The sequence below is a fragment of the Mesorhizobium sp. RCAM 06353 genome, from assembly GCF_059683585.1.
In genome coordinates this window covers 498,605-515,208 of record NZ_JCASIY010000002.1, presented here as the reverse complement: position 1 = coordinate 515,208, position 16,604 = coordinate 498,605, and the positions used below count along the sequence as shown (strand labels likewise).

General features: G+C 57.6%; 11 protein-coding genes and 5 pseudogenes. 11 read left to right on the top strand and 5 right to left on the bottom strand.

The window, feature by feature from the left end; all coding sequences use genetic code 11:
• Positions 1-28: 28 nt before the first annotated feature.
• Positions 29-371: pseudogene (locus tag AC56QX_RS38710) on the bottom strand (transposase); the annotation flags it as partial.
• A 371-nt stretch (positions 372-742) separates the two neighbouring features.
• On the opposite strand from AC56QX_RS38710, the gene AC56QX_RS38705 reads away from it, so the two are divergent.
• A complete protein-coding gene (locus AC56QX_RS38705) occupies positions 743-1,489 on the top strand; it encodes a LuxR family transcriptional regulator (protein WP_497118552.1) in 747 nt (248 codons plus the stop codon).
• Between the two features lie 12 nt (positions 1,490-1,501).
• On the opposite strand, the pseudogene AC56QX_RS38700 reads toward AC56QX_RS38705, so the two are convergent.
• A pseudogene (locus AC56QX_RS38700) lies at positions 1,502-1,621 on the bottom strand (IS256 family transposase); the annotation flags it as partial.
• 657 nt (positions 1,622-2,278) lie between these two features.
• Between AC56QX_RS38700 and ectB the strand changes: the two are divergent.
• From ectB to AC56QX_RS38660, 8 genes and pseudogenes are all read left to right on the top strand, one after another.
• Complete coding sequence (ectB, locus tag AC56QX_RS38695) at positions 2,279-3,535, top strand: diaminobutyrate--2-oxoglutarate transaminase (RefSeq protein ID WP_497118551.1); 1,257 nt, start codon at positions 2,279-2,281, stop codon at positions 3,533-3,535.
• Positions 3,528-4,364 carry a 2OG-Fe(II)-dependent halogenase WelO5 family protein gene (locus AC56QX_RS38690; RefSeq protein ID WP_497118550.1) on the top strand — a complete coding sequence of 279 codons (837 nt, stop codon included), beginning with the start codon at positions 3,528-3,530 and terminating at the stop codon, positions 4,362-4,364. The genes ectB and AC56QX_RS38690 overlap by 8 nt, the downstream gene beginning before the upstream one ends.
• Positions 4,365-4,592: 228 nt before the next feature.
• Positions 4,593-4,976 (top strand): annotated as a pseudogene (locus AC56QX_RS38685) (IS110 family transposase); the annotation flags it as partial.
• A gap of 179 nt (positions 4,977-5,155) precedes the next feature.
• Positions 5,156-5,932 (top strand): 3-oxoacyl-ACP reductase FabG, encoded by a 777-nt coding sequence (gene fabG / locus AC56QX_RS38680; RefSeq protein ID WP_497118549.1) that lies wholly within the window; start codon positions 5,156-5,158, stop codon positions 5,930-5,932.
• Positions 5,933-6,371: 439 nt separating this feature from the next.
• Entirely contained in the window at positions 6,372-7,592 is a 1,221-nt protein-coding gene (locus tag AC56QX_RS38675; protein WP_497118548.1) for an ATP-grasp domain-containing protein, read from the top strand.
• Between the two features lie 519 nt (positions 7,593-8,111).
• The gene (locus AC56QX_RS38670) at positions 8,112-9,371 is read left to right on the top strand and encodes an aminotransferase class I/II-fold pyridoxal phosphate-dependent enzyme (protein ID WP_497118547.1); all 1,260 of its coding nucleotides are present in this window, start codon (positions 8,112-8,114) and stop codon (positions 9,369-9,371) included.
• A 39-nt stretch (positions 9,372-9,410) separates the two neighbouring features.
• Positions 9,411-10,095 (top strand): annotated as a pseudogene (locus tag AC56QX_RS38665) (ATP-grasp domain-containing protein); the annotation flags it as partial.
• A 304-nt stretch (positions 10,096-10,399) separates the two neighbouring features.
• Positions 10,400-11,626, top strand: coding sequence for an ATP-grasp domain-containing protein (locus tag AC56QX_RS38660; RefSeq protein ID WP_497118546.1), 1,227 nt, complete (start codon positions 10,400-10,402; stop codon positions 11,624-11,626).
• 39 nt (positions 11,627-11,665) lie between these two features.
• Here the strand turns inward: AC56QX_RS38660 and AC56QX_RS38655 are convergent, their stop codons facing one another.
• On the bottom strand, positions 11,666-12,235 hold the full coding sequence (locus tag AC56QX_RS38655; protein ID WP_497118545.1) for a site-specific integrase: 570 nt from the start codon (positions 12,233-12,235) through the stop codon (positions 11,666-11,668).
• 167 nt (positions 12,236-12,402) lie between these two features.
• On the opposite strand from AC56QX_RS38655, the gene AC56QX_RS38650 reads away from it, so the two are divergent.
• Positions 12,403-12,603 carry a site-specific integrase gene (locus AC56QX_RS38650; protein ID WP_287346826.1) on the top strand — a complete coding sequence of 67 codons (201 nt, stop codon included), beginning with the start codon at positions 12,403-12,405 and terminating at the stop codon, positions 12,601-12,603.
• Between the two features lie 216 nt (positions 12,604-12,819).
• Here the strand turns inward: AC56QX_RS38650 and AC56QX_RS38645 are convergent, their stop codons facing one another.
• Complete coding sequence (locus AC56QX_RS38645) at positions 12,820-14,019, bottom strand: IS256 family transposase (RefSeq protein ID WP_497118544.1); 1,200 nt, start codon at positions 14,017-14,019, stop codon at positions 12,820-12,822.
• 438 nt (positions 14,020-14,457) lie between these two features.
• On the opposite strand from AC56QX_RS38645, the pseudogene AC56QX_RS38640 reads away from it, so the two are divergent.
• Positions 14,458-15,229: pseudogene (locus AC56QX_RS38640) on the top strand (IS630 family transposase); the annotation flags it as partial.
• Between the two features lie 268 nt (positions 15,230-15,497).
• On the opposite strand, the gene AC56QX_RS38635 reads toward AC56QX_RS38640, so the two are convergent.
• Positions 15,498-16,535, bottom strand: coding sequence for an IS110 family RNA-guided transposase (locus AC56QX_RS38635; RefSeq protein ID WP_497118543.1), 1,038 nt, complete (start codon positions 16,533-16,535; stop codon positions 15,498-15,500).
• Between the last annotated feature and the right edge of the window lie 69 nt (positions 16,536-16,604).

Genomic DNA, 16,604 nt, shown 5'->3' with positions numbered 1-16,604 from the left:
GCGGGATCTCGTTCGCCCTTGTTTCCATTGGATTGCGGTATACCCCACCTCTGGTCAACAGGGCCCAGATCATCCGCGCCGTTTTGTTGGCCAGCGCAACTGCCACGACCTTGAAGGGCCGCCTGCCTAGCAACCCCTTCAGCCACGGCCGCGCCTTGTCGTTAATTCGCACATGGCGAAGGATGGATGCGGCCCCAGTCACAAGCAGCGATCGCAGCTCCGGATTGCCCATCTTGGCGATGCGCCCCAGGCGCTCCTTGCCGCCGCTCGAATGGGCGTTTGGTGTCAGGCCTATCCAGGCAGCAAAGTGCCGAGCCGATTTGAAGCCGCCGGGACTCAGGAACGAGCGCTTTGACGGCCATCGCGATAATTCTAGGTGCTAGGCGCGTTGAGACATAGCCATCTGCATCGACGGCTTTGTCCCACTGGTCATGTGGACGCTCACGTGACCCGGACGTAGGTGCTGATTTCAAAAAGATACTTCCAAACTATATCGGCAATCGAATGCTCCACTGTCGGATTGTGCACTCCGCGACACAGTGCTGTTCAGTTCATGTCCGGGTATCTTAATCCAGCCCATTGACAATCTGAAGAAAAGCTTTGCGCTCAAGTTGGCACAGGTCTTGAACGTCCGGCTAGAGGTGGCGGAAGGAGCTACGACTCAGATTGCCATTGACTACGCAGTTGGGATGCTGGGCTGGAGCAAGCTCGGACCAATGAGAACGCAACTGAAGGAGAGATCATGGAACTCCCGCGGATTGCGGTCGAGTTAAGCCTATTCCTCGACACCACTGATGATATCGCTGAATGCGAACAGTTGTTCGAATTGTTGTCTGCGTTTGCGCTGAATTTCGATTGCCCGTGGATCGCCTATGGCCCGCTTGCATCAGAACAAACGGTTTTGAAGCCGGCCCAACCGGACTCTGCGGTGATGTGGAATTACCCTGATGAATGGCAGGAGCGCTACTTGAAAATGGGTTATGCCAAAATAGACCCGCTCATCAAGAAAGGTCGAAAGGGGGTAGGGGCCTTCCGATGGAGTGAGATTTATGCCGACGAAAGCACATCTGAAAATGAACGCCGCGTCCTAGATGAGGCGGCGACGTTCGGCTTGAGGTCAGGCGTTACCGTTCCATTACATGGCCCCGCTGACAGCTTCAAGTGTATGAGTTTTGCTCAATCCTCGGACAGCGAATTGCAAAATAGAGCAATCACCTACCTGCAAATTGCCGCGGTACAGTTTCATCTGAGGGTTGCGAAGCTTGGAACTCCGATGGCATCGGAGCACGTTTATAAGCTCTCTCCTAAAGAAATAGAGTGCATTTTTTGGATATCGAGAGGAAAAACGTCAGGGGAAATAGGGACGATATTAGGACGATCCCGAAACACCGTAGATTTCCATGTGAAAAACGTAATGCGGAAGTTGGATGCGACCAGCAGAACGGCAGCTGCTGTAAAAGCTTTGAAACTTGGGATTATCGAACCGTAAGAAAGAAGATTCGACGAGCTCGGTGCGCGGCCTAATTTCGCCGTTGAGGCGCTTGAGTGGATTGGTGGCGTGGAGCTTGGGGTGGTGCTCTCTTGGAGAAAGTAATATCGGCAGCACATCGGGCTCGGCGTCAGCAGTTCGACGGTGCCGGCGCGACGCGGCGCCGATGGCGCCCCAACCTCCGGTTCCGTCATTCTCTGGCGGGAAAGCCCATCATGTCCCGCAAGAGACCGGATCACAGTCCTCTCCAAGAGCGCGCGCGCAGGCTCGTCATGTCATCGGTCATCGATGGTTCCTTTAAAATCAGGTTGATATCCGCAACCGAGCTTTGCCGGGGAACATCGATGACCGCCGCAAAGCCGCTCGCTCGCTGCCGCGCTGTTGAAGGCGCGCTCGCGAGCGGCTTCGTCCGCCGCGCTACACATTCCTGTGGTGACGCGCTCCAGCGGATCGCACGACGCCTGTGATTGGTCGGCCGGAATGCTCGCATGGGCGATGGAGCTGATCCGTCAACTACCCGATGCCGTAGTATCGGTGCTTGGCCGGAAATTCTAAACCGAGTTTGCTCATCGCATTCGCCCAGGTATCGGCTTGGAGAGCAACGCAACAATTGGCGACATTTTGAAGAGGACGTCGGCACACACCAGTAGAATTCCTGCGAAATTACCGACCCAAAAAAGTTTCGTCCGGCCATTCTGCTGTCGATGTGACATGAAGAACATCTACCGCGACCCACAAGCGCTTTATCGCTCTCCTTGTTGAATGATCTTTACTTGCAGAGGACCTAAAATGAACACCGACGCTTTCACGGCTCATGAATCCAATGTTCGCCGATATTGCCGGGCCTTTCCCACAGTCTTTACGAAGGCCCTCGGGGCGACGATCTGGGACGAGACCGGCAAGCCTCACATCGATTTCCTTGTGGGTTCCGGCGCACTCAACTACGGACACAACAACCCGAATATTATGGCACCAGCAATTGAATATCTTGTCGGTGAGAACATTCTTCTGTCCCTCGATATGTATACGGCGGCAAAGCGTGACTTCATTGAAGCGTTTGTCGATTCGATCCTGAAGCCCAGAGGTCTTTCGTACAAGATACAGTTTCCTGGGCCGACCGGCACGAACGCCAACGAAGCGGCGCTGGCCCTGGCGCGAAAGTATACCGGCCGCTCGAGCGTCATGGCATTCACGAATGCGTTCCACGGTATGTCACTCGGCTCCCTGGCGGTGTCGGGGTCGGCGTCTACCAGAGAGCTGGGAGGCGTTGCGCGCCACGATGTGATCCGTATTCCTTATGACGCCTATCCGAGCCAAGCCTTCGATTCGGCGAGCTACATCGACTGCCTTTTGGGGGACCTGGGGAGCGGCATAGAAAAGCCAGCCGCAATCATTCTGGAGACCATCCAGGCAGAAGGCGGCATGAACGCCGCATCCGCGGCTTGGCTCAGAGAAATTCAGCGCATTTGCCGTGAGCATGGCGTCGTCTTTATCGTCGACGATATCCAGGCGGGTGCGGGCCGAACTGGCGATTTCTTCTCATTCGAGTGCGCAAAAATCGAACCGGATATCGTGTGCCTTTCTAAGTCCCTAAGCGGCTCGGGTAGTCCGTTATCCGTCGTTTTGATTCGACCTGACTTGGACATATGGATGCCCGGAGAACATAGCGGGACCTTCAGAGGCAATAATTTCGCCTTCGTGACGGCAGCGGCCATGTGCAAAATGTGGTCCGACAGGCAGTTTACTGCAGGCGTGGAGCAGACAGCGGCCAAACTGCAGGGGCACCTTGACCGCCTCGTCGCGAAATTTCCCAGATACATCGAACAAAAGCGCGGCCGCGGTCTGATGGCTGGCCTCAAGTGCCGTTCACCGGCCGTTGTTGGCCGCGTGCACGATGTCGCGTTCGAAAACGGTCTGCTTATCGAATCCTCAGGGCCAGATCGCGACGTTATCAAAGTCCTCCCGCCGATAACCATCACTGATGCCGAACTCGATCATGGCATCGCCATCCTTGATCACGCACTAAAGGGGCAAGACAATGACTAATCAGATATCGCAAGCGCCGGCCATCTCTCCTGTTTCGACCAGAGAACGGACCGGCTCGATCAGCACTGCTGATATCATCTCAGTCCTGAAAGGCGAGACGACCGCTCTGCACATGAAACGAGCTTTCAGCATTGAAGTAGCCGAGCAGATCACCGCGAATTTTTTAGCCAGTCCCGCTCTCAAGGAACGAAAGGATGGCGTCCCCGGACAATATGTCGGAGCATCCCACTACAGGAAGGATGCAGCCACCTATTTCGCGGAGGCGGAAAATGCGCGACCGTACGTTGACGCCCTTTTTGGCAATTTGGTTGATCCGGTCCGAGCAATATTCGGCGCTTTGAAGCGAGAGCTTCACAACCAAGGCATTGAATTGAGGCTGGCCCGTTCAGAAAACGGTCAGGCCAATGTTTGTCGCGCTCTCAGCTGGTCAGGCAGCGGCACGTTTTCCTTGGACCCCCACGACGATGTCGCCCAGGTCCGTGCTGGGAACGATTACGAGCTTTCAGCGGTGGCGCAGAACACCGTCGCAGCGCTCAACTTCTACCCCAGCATGGCCGAGGAAGGTGGCAATCTGCGTCTCTGGAGCCATAAGCCGACGGTCACCGACCGAAAATCGCAGGGTGTGGAGACCACGGGCTATCCCTATTCGGCAGCCTATCTCGAGGGCATTCCTTGTCGCGACTTCCAGCTCAGGGCCGGCGATATCGCCCTGATCGACGGCGGTTTCGTTCACGGGGTTACCGGTCAATCCAGCAACGGAAAGCGTCGCCTGGTGCTGAACAGCTTTTTCGGGTTTGCGCGGCCGGATCTTGTTCTCTGGTGGACCTGAAGTTGGATGTAGCAGCCTCTGAGCGGCTTCCGCCGGGAGCGAAGGGGGTCAGAAACTTTCGACTTCACGCCGTGACAGCGAAGAGAATTCAGCGCGAATGATAGGATGCTTTGATGGAACTCGGCTCTGCTCCACGCCTTGAATGGGTAGCTTTGAGGTGCTGCGCTTCGCCGATGATAAAACGTGGTCTGTGTGGGCAGCCACAAGCATCAGAAAAGGAAACGCAGCATGAAGCACTATGCCGGACTTGATGTCTCAGTGAAAGAGACTACCGATTGCATCTTGGATGAAGGGGGCCGAATTTGCCGAGAGCTGAAGGTTGCGAGGCATCCGGGCGATCTGTCTGATGCCTCGAAGAACGCCGCATGGAATCTGACCCGGATCGGGCTTGAGGTCGGCCCCCTATCACAATGGATGTTCAGTGGTGTGACGGCAAGTGGACTACCTGTGATCTGCATCGAAACCCGTCATACCAAGGCGTTTCTCAAGGCGCAGAACAACAAGACCGACTGCAAAGATGCCCGCGGCATCGCCCATAGAATGTGGGTTAACCTGTTCCGGCCCGTGCAAGTCAATACGCTAACGAGCCAAAAGAGCCGGGCGGTGCTGACACGACCACGCGAAGATCGCGCAGGCCTGCGCTTGCCCGGCGGTCTGCGCTATGGGGGCAGACGAGCTTGGAGCTGCGCTTGTCCGTGGGCTTCTCGGTCGGCAGCTACGTCTGATCGACATGATACCGCTACGACCGCCTTCCCACCGATCTCGCTGTTCGACAAGCGGGAGGATGGAGCGTGAATGCTGGACCAGATCCGCGAATTGCGGTTGTGTCGGGTGGTACGACGGGTATCGGCCTTGCCTGCGCGGAACATCTTCTCGCCACGGGACACCGCGTGGCTGTCTTTAGCCAACAGGCTCCACGGGTAAACGAGGCCCGCGAGAGCCTCTCGCGCAAATTCGGTGTCGACAACGTCCTGGCCGAAACCATCGACTTGCGTCAGGGCGATTCCTTAGCGGGCTTTTTCGACAAGGTTCGAAGGATCTGGAGTTCACCGGTAGTGCTTGTGTGCAACGCCGGGGTTTCGCCAAAGCTCGGCGGTCAGCGTCTCGCCTTCGATGCCATCTCGCTGGAGGAGTGGAATGACGTCGTGGTGGTCAATCTGACCGGCGCAATGCTGTGCTGCCAGTTGACCGCACCGGCCATGGCCGCTCAGAGATTCGGGCGCATCATCTTCATCGGCTCGATCGCGGGCCGGGCGTTGCCAAGAATTGCGGGCACTAGCTACGTCGCCTCGAAAGCCGCACTGGCAGGGCTGGCCCGGTCGCTGGTCAGCGAATATGGACCCCACGGCGTCACGATCAACACCGTGGCACCTGGGCGTATCCTCACCGAGATGACGGGCGGGTTGGGCAGCCCGGCCAATCAGGCTGCGCTGACCCGGATTCCGTCAGGTCGCCTGGGACGCCCTGAGGACATTGCCGCTGTCGTGGCATTCCTTGCCTCCGACCAGGCTGGCTTCATCAACGGCGCGATCATCGACATCAACGGCGGGGAATATGTTCCGCCGTGACGACCCCTTTGACGTTCTGCCGTCGTTCCGCCGGGGATCGGCACAACCGGACGTAAGCAGGAGCAGGTCTGGCGATGCACCAGTGCGAGTGCAGTTGCCGGCGAGTGGCGCCACACTGCCGAATTCCCGTCCCTCGGTGACGCTGATCTGCTTGCCGGACTTACGCCTTTGGATCGCTATGCACGACCAACCGCCGAGCGAGCATCGGATGCGGCACGAGATTTCCTGATCGGTAGTGAGGAAATGGAGCACGGAGAGCCGCATGTCCCCGCCATTTGGCGACTGTCTTCTGGTTGATCGTGGCGTACGAAAGTTACAGACTCTTCACAACCGCAAATCGCTCAAGGGTGGTACGTAAATCACAGGGTCTAAGTGAGGCGGGGCTGAAAAAGCATTTACCCTCAGACCGCCGCACAGCGCGCAACGGAGGTCAACACCAATGGCAAGAAGAGCCCTCATCCTGATTGAAGGCACAAGGACCAATGGTCCGCTATACGTCCAAGCGGCCCAGCGTCTTGGCCTTCATCCCATTACCCTGTCGGCTGATCCAGCTCGGTACGACTATCTTGCGGCGGAAAGCATTGAGACAATCTGTGTCGATACTGATAATTTAGATGCACTGATCCGCGAATGTTCCATACTGGGTGCTACGTACGACATTGCTGGCATTACATCCGCCACGGAGCCGTTCTATGCGACAGTCGGCAGGCTCTGCCTGCATTTCGCTCTACCGGGACCGAACCCTGATTCCGTTGAACGATGCTGCGACAAGTTCGCTCAACGTCAGCTCCTCGAGCAGGCCGGTGTTCCAATACCCGCTTATCGCTTGGCAGCGAATGCGATGGAGGTTGCAAGCTCTGCCGCTGACATCGGCCTACCGGTGATACTTAAGCCAGCCGTAGGCACCGGGAGCAGCGGCGTCCGATTGTGCCGTAACGCCGATGAGGTGGCCGAACATACGACTGCTTTGTTGGGTGGGACCCACATCTCGCAGTCTTCGCCGAAGATTCTTGTCGAAGAATTCGCACAAGGCCCATTCTACAGCGCTGACATTATGGGAAATGAGGTTATTGGGATTGAGGCCGCTGATTTCGACTGCCCACCGCATTTTGTCTTTCGCGGGGGCGTCTTACCGGCCCCGCTGGCTGATGACGAGTATAAACGTATCGCCGATGTTTCGCTGAGCTGTTTGCCAGCTCTCGGCCTTGGCTGGGGGCCAGCGGCCATCGAACTCCGGTGGACGGAGCGTGGCCCAGTCGTCATTGAAGTCAATCCACGTCTTGCTGGCGGTTGTCAATCGGTTCAGCTGGCTTATGGGATCGATCTCATCACCGAACACATCAAGCTTGTCATCGGCGACAAATGCGACTTGCGCAAAAAGCATTTGCACACTGCGGCCTGGCGATGCCTAAATCCTGATTGCGATGGCATCCTCACTTGGATCGATGGCGACAGGCGGGCGGCTGCTATTCCAGGTGTCGCAGAGGTTAAATTGCATGTTAAACCCAAAATGCCAATCATCAGGAAAGGCGATGAACGAGACACTTTGGGATATGTCATCGCTAGTTCACCCGGCCGTGCTCAAACTGAATCAATACTTCAGCGTGCCGTCGACTCGATCGATTGGTCGATCACACCGTTTCCGAGCTTTCGCGAATAGGAACAATCTGCGGCGCTTATTACTACGCACCAGCAAGTGGTTCCAGGTAAGAGCTGTTCGTCGCCGATCATGCAATTGAGAGCAAGAGAAGGTAGTAGGCAACGATGTTTACGTCGAGAGAAGGTCATGGTTCCCGACGCTCGGCCTCGGCGAGATCGTGATCATGTATGGACGCTCCTTGGGTGCAAGAGGAATCCTCTTGAAGGGCTCGTCGGGTACTGACATGTCACATGCCGCTGGCCCGTACGGGGCCCAATTCGATCTTCTCAAGGCTGGTATCCATGATCTGGTTTTACGATCTGATTTGGCCGATTCCATCGACCGACATCGTTTGTAAAGCAATTATGACCCGATACATCTTCATTTGCGGAATGCCTTTAAACATCTTGTTTTTAGATTAATATATCGATGCCACATCGGGTGGTATTTTCGCCAGACGTCGGAATGTATAGTTCCGCTGTGAGTCGAGGTTCAATAGCTGGGCCTCTTCCAGACGCTACTTTATTGAAGGAGGTCCCGATGTCTGCAGTAGAAGCACCAAGCGCCACACGAGCCCCTCGTTTCCGCAACACCGCCTCGGTCATCGATCGGACACGAATGCATTTCGAAGCGGCTCACCATCGTGGTCTCATGGCGGTTTACGGTCGGTCCATGAAGGGAAGGGCGGTCTCGCTCACTGGAGGTGAGCATCGAGGCAATACCATCATCGACTATGTACGCTGTTCCTACCTCGGCCTTGACAATCATCCGGCTATCGTTGCTGGTGCGGTCACCGCAATAGAAGAATATGGATCGCTCCACTGGTCTTGTGCGCGCACGCGGCTGAATTTCGGGCTTATTGGTGATCTTGAAGTTACACTTTCCCAACTCTTTGGCGCGCGCGTTATTGCCTATTCAACGGTCATGGTAGCCAACATGGGCGCGCTGCCAATCATAGCCTCCGGACATCTAACGAAGGGACAGAGACCTGTCATGGCCTTCGACCGTCTCGCCCATGCCTCGCTCGCCTTTCATAAGGCAGTCGTAGCGGAAGAGACGCAAGTCGAGACAATTCCCCATAATGACCTAGATGTTTTGGAGCAGATTTGCCGCAAGCATCCAATCGTCGCCTATGTGTGCGATGGCGTATGTTCGATGGGCGGCTTCGCCCCGATCGAAGGACTTCTCCAGTTACAGGAGAAGTATGGCCTTTTTCTTTACATCGATGACGCGCACGGAATTTCCCTCTTTGGCGAAAATGGTCAGGGCTTTGCGCGCTCGCAATTGCCCCGTGAACTCGGTGAGCGAACGATCGTCGCGGCGTCGCTCGGCAAGGGCTTTGGCGCCTCGGGCGGGATGCTCATGCTTGGAACGGCGTATCAAGAAGCGCTATTTCGTAGCTATTCCATTCCGTATGCCTTCTCTGCTTCGCCCAACCTCGCAGCCGTCGGTGCCGCCCTTGCCTCGGCGAAAATTCATCGGACGAGCGAGCTCAAGGATCGCCAAGGTCAGCTGGCGGAACGAATCGCCTTCTTCGACCAGCGCATTGAGACAGCTCAGCGGAGCGCCCCTCTGCCAATTCGCATGATCGAGGTGGGCGACGAGTTCGTGGCCATCGATTTCGCAGAGCGCCTGCTAGATGACGGCTTGTACACGTCCGTAACGTTCTTTCCGACGGTCGCTCGTGGCCGCGCGGGTATACGCATTTGTCTGACCGCAAGTCACGACTTGGCGGACCTGGAGCGGCTCTGCCACAAAATTCAGAGCTACAAACAACCCGTGCTTAACTTCGGGAGATAAGCTCGCGCTTTCATAACAACCCTACACGGTGGATTCCGACTGGTCGAAGAATTCGCAGAAGGCCGCATTATATCACTCATATGATGGGATATGACGTCATTGGGATCGAAGCAGTTGATTTCGATCGTCCACCGCATTTCGTCTTTCGTGAGGGCATCTTTCTTGCTGATGATGAGCATAAGCGTATTGTCGATGTTTCGTTGAGCTGTTTGCAAACTCTGAGCCTTGACTGGGGGCCAACGTGCATTGAACTCCGGTGGACGAAGCGTGGTCCAGTCGTCATAGAAGTCAATCCGCGTCTTGGTGGCGGTCCTAAACACATTCAACTGGCTTGCGGTATCGATCTGATCACCGATCACATCAAACTTGTCACCGGCGACGAATGGGATTTGCGCAGAAGGCATTCACAAATCGCTGGCTGGCGGTCTCTCATTCCCGATCACGACGGCACCTCGACTGGATCGATGACGGCAGTCGGGCGACCGCTGTACCTGGTGTGGCCGAGGTCATATTGTGGGCTAAACCCAAGATGCCGATCCACAGGAAAGGCGATTGCGCAGACTGCATGGGATATGTCCTCGCCTTTTCACGCAGCCATACTCAGACAGAGGCAATACTTCGAAGCGCCGTCGAATTGATCCATTGGTCGATTACACCATTTTCGCCCGTTAGCGAATTGCCCGGTCTGACTGGACCGCATTTTGGCCAAGACACCTGCTCGTAATATGGATGTCGCCTTATGCTTCACTATCGCACGTCGCCCTACAGTCGGTAGCAATGCGGGACAGCCCACGCTAACTGACGTCCTTGGAACATCACAACCGTCCGAAGCTCGTCGAGACGCCCCCCCCCGCCACACCCGGTGATCAAACGGTGCAACACATCCTGCAACTAAATTCACAGAATCTTCGCGACCACAAATCGCTGACAATGGTACGTTCATCCCGAAGTCTGAGCTAAGGCACGGGTAAAAGCGCTGCTGCCTACGCTCGGGCCGTGCGCACAGTATGCAACGGAGTGCAACGCCAATGAAAAGAAGAGCGCTAATCATGGTTGAAGGCCATGCTCGTACTGGTCTGCTATTCGTCCAAGCGGCCCAGCGTCTTGGTCTTCAACCCATTACCCTGTCGACTGATCCAGCTCGGTACGACTATCTTGCGGAGGAAAGCATTGAGACAATCCGTGTCGACACAGACAGTCTCGATGCACTGATCCACGAATGTTCCCGCCTGCGTGCGACCTATGACATTGCTGGCATTACGGCCGCCGAGGAGGAGGTCTATGCGACAGTTGGCAAGCTCTGCGACTATTTCGATCTACCGGGACCGAACCCAGCATCCATTGAACGATGCTGCGACAAATTCACTCAACGTCAACTCCTCGCGCAGGCCGGCGTACCAATACCTGCTTATCGCTTGGCAGCGAATGCGACGGAGGTTGCAAGCTCTGCCACAGACATCGGCTTCCCGGTGATTCTTAAGCCAGCCGTAGGCACCGGCAGCAGCGGCGTCCGATTGTGCCGTGACGCCGATGAGGTGGCCGAACATACAACTATTCTATTGGGTGGGATGCCCATCTCGCAGTCTTCGCCGAAGATACTTGTCGAAGAATTCGCAGACGGCCCATTCTACAGCGCTGACATTATGGGAAATGAGGTCATCGCGATCGCCGCCGCTGACTTCGGCTTCTCACCGCATTTCGTCTTTCGTGAGTGCATCCACCCGGCCCCGCTGACTCAGGAGGAGCATAAGCGTATTGCTGATATTTCGCTGAACTGTTTGCGAGCTCTCGGCCTTGGATGGGGGCCAACGAACGTTGAATTTCGGTGGACGAAGCGTGGCCCAGTAGTCATTGAAGTCAATCCCCGTCTTGCGGGTGGGACCGATCCTCAACTGGTTCAGCTGGCTTACGGTGTCGATCTCATAACGGAACACATCAAGGTTGTTATCGGCGGCGAATGGGATTTGCGCAAAAAGCATTCCCACTCTGCGGCCGTCCGGTACCTAATTCCTGATCGCGATGGCACCCTTGACTGGATCGATGGCGACAGTCAGGCGGCTGCTATATCAGGTGTTTCCGAGGTGAAGTTTTATGTGGACCCCAAGGCCGCAATCGTGAGGCAAGGCGATCACCGAGATCGCATTGGACACGTCATCGCCGCTTCGCCCAATCATGCCCGGACCGAGGCTATACTTCAGCGTGCCGTCAATTTGATCAATTGGTCGGTCTCATCATTTCCGACCCTTAGTGAATGAGGACAATCAACAGTTCCTCACTTGCCGGGCCGAGGGGACCTAGCGCGAATGACGCCGGCAGGAAACCCGACCGATGTTGAGACGCGAAACCTTCCGTTGCACGAAATCGGTCACGTCGACGGCACGCAACTGTGCGAGCGAGACCTCACCCCCGCCGAAGCGGAAGTTGAGAAAATCCCGGACAACTGGTCGGTAATTTATGATCGTTTGACCAGACAGCGCCCGCGCGTGATGCAAATACCGCTCATATGCGAGCACATGTTGTTCTACCGGTGATGGGTTGTACTCGGCCTCAATCTCTTCGGCGATTGCGTTCTGGCTTCGCAGAAAAGCCAGTAGATGTCGAAGAGCGGCGGTATCTCCAAGCTTTGGCCGCTGCGCTCGGTCCAGCAAATAACGCCCAGGATGGTCTCCACTTATGTCGCTGAGCTCAATCCCCTTTTGCCCGAGCCACTTGCTGAAGCCTGCGGCCAGCAGCACCTGGTTCCTCATCGAAACAAGACCGTAGCCTCGATCACCGAGCCATTCGGCAAACTGAACGATATAACTCGCCACCGGGCCCTCTGGTGGCCGCGACAACGCCAAATCATCATTGATGAAACACTTCATTGTTTGCTCCCTTTCCAAGCTGAATTGCCGGAAGGGCTACAAACTATCTCTACATGTTATCGCATAAACCCTTGGAATCGTGGGCAGAACTCTAGCTACCCGACATAGTCGGGCGGGGTAGATAGTGCCGGCTATGTCTTGGTCGACATAGCCGGCACTCCCTCGCCATGAAGCTTCTCCAGTCCGGCGTGGATCTTTTGACGATTCAAGCCTGGCTCGGGCACGCACAGGTCGCCACCACCCACCGCTATGCCGCCGCGGATGTCGAGATGATGCGCAACGGACTCGAAAAGGCGGGCATCGAGGGCAATTACGGGGCGCGCTTCCGACCCACCGATGCCGTTCTGCAACTGCTGAACAGCATCTAAGCTAAAATATTATGTGGCGGAGAATTCCAGATTTGGCAGACCCCGGCTGGCGCCGGGACGGCTCCGCCACAAAATCTTACCCGATGCATAAGTGCGGTTAGGTGGCGGCCACCTAACCGCACGCCGGCGATCCTTATGTCTTCCGCGATTCGTGTCCCAGGGAGTGGAGTAGCTGACGGCTTGGTCGCCGCGCTCTCCGGCATAGGGCCGGGATGCTCAGCGTGCCACGGCTGGCAGGCTGGTGAGAGGATCATCGCTCATTTGGCTGATGGTTTCCAGCGTCATGTAGCGCGCCCGCTGCACGGCCCATTCGTCATTCTGTTCGAGCAGGAGCGCGCCGACGAGGCGGACGATGGCGTCATCGTTGGGGAAGATGCCGACGACCTCGGTGCGCCGCTTGATCTCGCCGTTGAGGCGCTCGATCGGGTTGGTGCTATGCAGCTTGGCGCGGTGCTCTCTGGGGAAGGTCATGTAGGCCAGCACGTCGGGCTCGGCGTCGTCCATGATTGTCGCCAGCTTTGGCACCTTCGGCCGGATCTGGTCGGCGACGGCACGCCATTGCGTGCTTGCGGCTTCTGGCGTCTCCTGGGCAAACGCGGTGGCGATGAAGGCGGAGACGACACGGCGCCCGCTCTTGCCGGCATGGGCCAGCACGTTCCTCATGAAGTGGACGCGGCAGCGTTGCCATGTCGCGCACAGCACCTTGGTGACGGCCGCCTTGATGCCCTCGTGCGCGTCGGAGACGACGAGCTTGACGCCCCTGAGGCCGCGGCGGGTCAGCTTGCGCAAAAACTCCGTCCAGATCGGCTCGGCCTCAGACGTGCCGACCTCCATGCCCAGCACCTCGCGCCGGCCGTCCGCGTTGACGCCGACAGCGATGATGACGGCGACCGAGACGATGCGTCCGCCGCGGCGCACCTTCAGGTAGGTGGCGTCGATCCACAGGTATGGCAAGTCGCCCTCGATGGGTCTTTCAAGGAACGCTTTGACCTTGCCGTCGATCTCTTCGCACAGCCGGCTGACCTGGCTCTTGGAGATGCCGCTCATGCCCATGGCCTTGACCAGGTCGTCGACCGAGCGGGTCGAGATACCCTGGACGTAGGCCTCCTGGATGACGGCGGTCAGCGCCTTCTCCGCCATGCGCCGCGGTTCGAGGAAGCCCGGAAAGTAGGAGCCCTTCCTGAGCTTCGGGATGCGCAGTTCGACGGTGCCGTCCCGCGTCTCCCAGTCTCTGTCGCGGTAGCCGTTGCGCTGAGCCGTGCGCAACGGGTTCTTCTCGCCATAGGCGGCGCCGGTGGCGGCGCCCACCTCCAGCTCCATCAGCCGCTCGGCGGCAAAGCCGATCATCTCGCGCAAGATATCGGCGTCGGGGGTCTTCTCCACAAGCGTGCGCAGGTTCATCATGTGGTCGGTCATCGGTGGTTCCTTCGAATCAGGTTGGTGTTAGCAACCAGACCCTACCGGGGAACATCGATGACCGCCGCAAAGCCGCTCGCTCGCTACGGCGCTGTTGAGGGCGCGCTCGCGAGCGGCTTCGCTACCGCCGAGCTACACCACGTCTGGGGACGCGACCCTTCCGCGGCCGCAGCGGCAATCTGATCAAGATTATCTGGCATGATGGGCTCGGCATGTCGCTGTATGCAAAACGGCGCGCCACACGTTCCGCCCGCAGCGCGCGGGCTGAGTTTTTCTTTGAGTTTGCGCCATTCTCCGCGAGTCAGCGGACGCGGTTTATGGTTCACTCCAGGGCATGGTTGCCAATCGCCTAGAGCACATCCGGGGATCGATGAATCGATTGTGATGTGACGAGGGCGTTGGCGGTGTGATTCAACATCCACTTTCATGAGGTGGATGATGGGAAGAGCATTGAGCGAAGATCTTCGGTCTCGGGTTCTGCAGGCCTCGGACGCCGGCATGTCGGCCCGGCGGGCTGCGGCGCGGTTCGGGGTTGGTATATCGAGTGCGATCCGTTGGATCGCTCGGGCAAAGATCGGCGAACTGGGGCCGAGGCGACAAGGCCGCCGACGCGGGTCCAGCCTCGATACGCATGAAGCCTTCCTCGTCGGGCTGATCGATGAACGCAAGGACATCACGCTTAATGAGATGGTGGAACGGCTGGCGGTCGAACGATCGGCTCGGATCAGTCGCAGTGCCTTAAGCGCCTGGCTTGGCCAGCACGGCTGGACGTTCAAAAAAGTCCGCACATGCACTGGAGCAGGATCGTCCCGACATCCTGAAGCGTCGTCGCGCGTGGTTCGACGGCCAACTCGATCTCGATCCGGCAAAGCTGGTGTTCATCGATGAAACTGGATTATCGACCAAGATGGCCCGGCTGCGGGGCCGTGCGCCATGCGGTGAGCGCTGCCGGGCAGGCGTGCCGCACGGCCATTGGAAAACCACCACTTTCACCGGCGCACTGCGGCTGACGGGCATGATCGCCCCATTCGTCTACGACGGCGCCATGAACGGCAACGTGTTCCTGGCCTATGTCGAGCAGGTGCTGGTCCCGACCCTGTCGGAGGGCGACATCGTCGTGATGGACAACCTGCCCGCCCACAAGGCGGCCGGCGTTCGGGACGCGATCGAGACCGCCGGCGCAAGGCTCATGTTCCTGCCGCCCTTCTCTATTCGGCGTGTTGAGGTCAAGCACTTTCGAGTATTCTACTCTGCCGGCTTGTGATGTCTCTCGCGGGCTCTTGCTTCTCTCCGGGATCGGCGCGCGTCTCGGCCCTCCCAATATGGGATTAGAAGGACAAGACGGAACAATCTACAGCGCGTCCTGATCGCAATATGCGGTCGGAACCAGGGCGGCAACGAACTCATCTCATCCATCGTCCCGCGAAGGACGTCTTTCCGCCGGCTGGCGGAATGTTATTCTCCTTCCCGAAGACCCGTCAAGCAACTGCCGACATACTTTCCCTCGTCCAGCGGAATTCGGTCCCGTTGCTCCACATGCGATGCATGATCACTGCCAGTCGCCGCGCCAACGCGACGACGGCCTTCTGACGACCCCGTCGTTTGGCGACATTCATCGCCCAGGCTTTCAACCAAGACCATTTCGTCACACGCGTCAGCAGGCATTGGGCGGCTTCATAGAGGAGCGTGCGCATCATGCCGTCGCCGCATAGTGAGACGCGGCCGACGCGACGACTTTCGCCGGACTGATTGAGTACCGGCGTCAGACCCAACGCTGGACCAACGGCCTTCGAGCTGCTGAAGCGGGCCGGAACATCGATTGTGGAACTGAAGGCCAGAGAGACGACAGGTCCGACGCCGGGGATCGTCATCAAGCGCCTGCAAACCTCGTCACCTCGGACGATCGACAGCAGCTTCCGATGGAGTTTCGCGAACTCTTCGCGCAGTTTCCGCCGGGCGGCCAGCAACGGCTCGATGATGTCGCCGATCTCAGGCTCGTCCTCGACGAGTTCGCGAATTCGCTCTTCAAAATTGACTGCACCGACGGTGCCGACCTTGAGCCCAAAGTTGCGCAACAAACCGCGGATGTCGTTCTCGAAGGCAACTGCCTTCTCCTGCAGCAACTTACGGGCGCTCAAAAGGACACGGCGTTTCTGGCTGGTCAGCGTCTTGACGTGCACCGGCCGGAACAGATTGACCCGCATCATCTGTGCAATGCCGCGGGCATCATTGCGATCGCTCTTATTGACCTGCGCCTTTAGAAACGCCTTCGTGTGCCGTGTCTCAATACAGATCGCCGGCAAGCCGGCTGCCGCCAGTCCGCTGAACAGCCATTGCGACAATGGCCCAGCCTCAAGCCCTACGCGCGCCAGTTGCCAGGTTGGGTCCTGCAGAGCCCGGATAAGGTCATCCGGGTGGCTCGGGACCTTCACTTCACGGCAAACCTTGCCTGTTTCGTCGATGATGCATACTGACGTCTCTTTCACCGAAACGTCTAACCCCGCATAATGGTCCATGCCGCGCTTCCTTTCCTGATGCTTGTGGCTGTTCCTGAACAGACCACGTCTATCATCAACTCGAAGCGC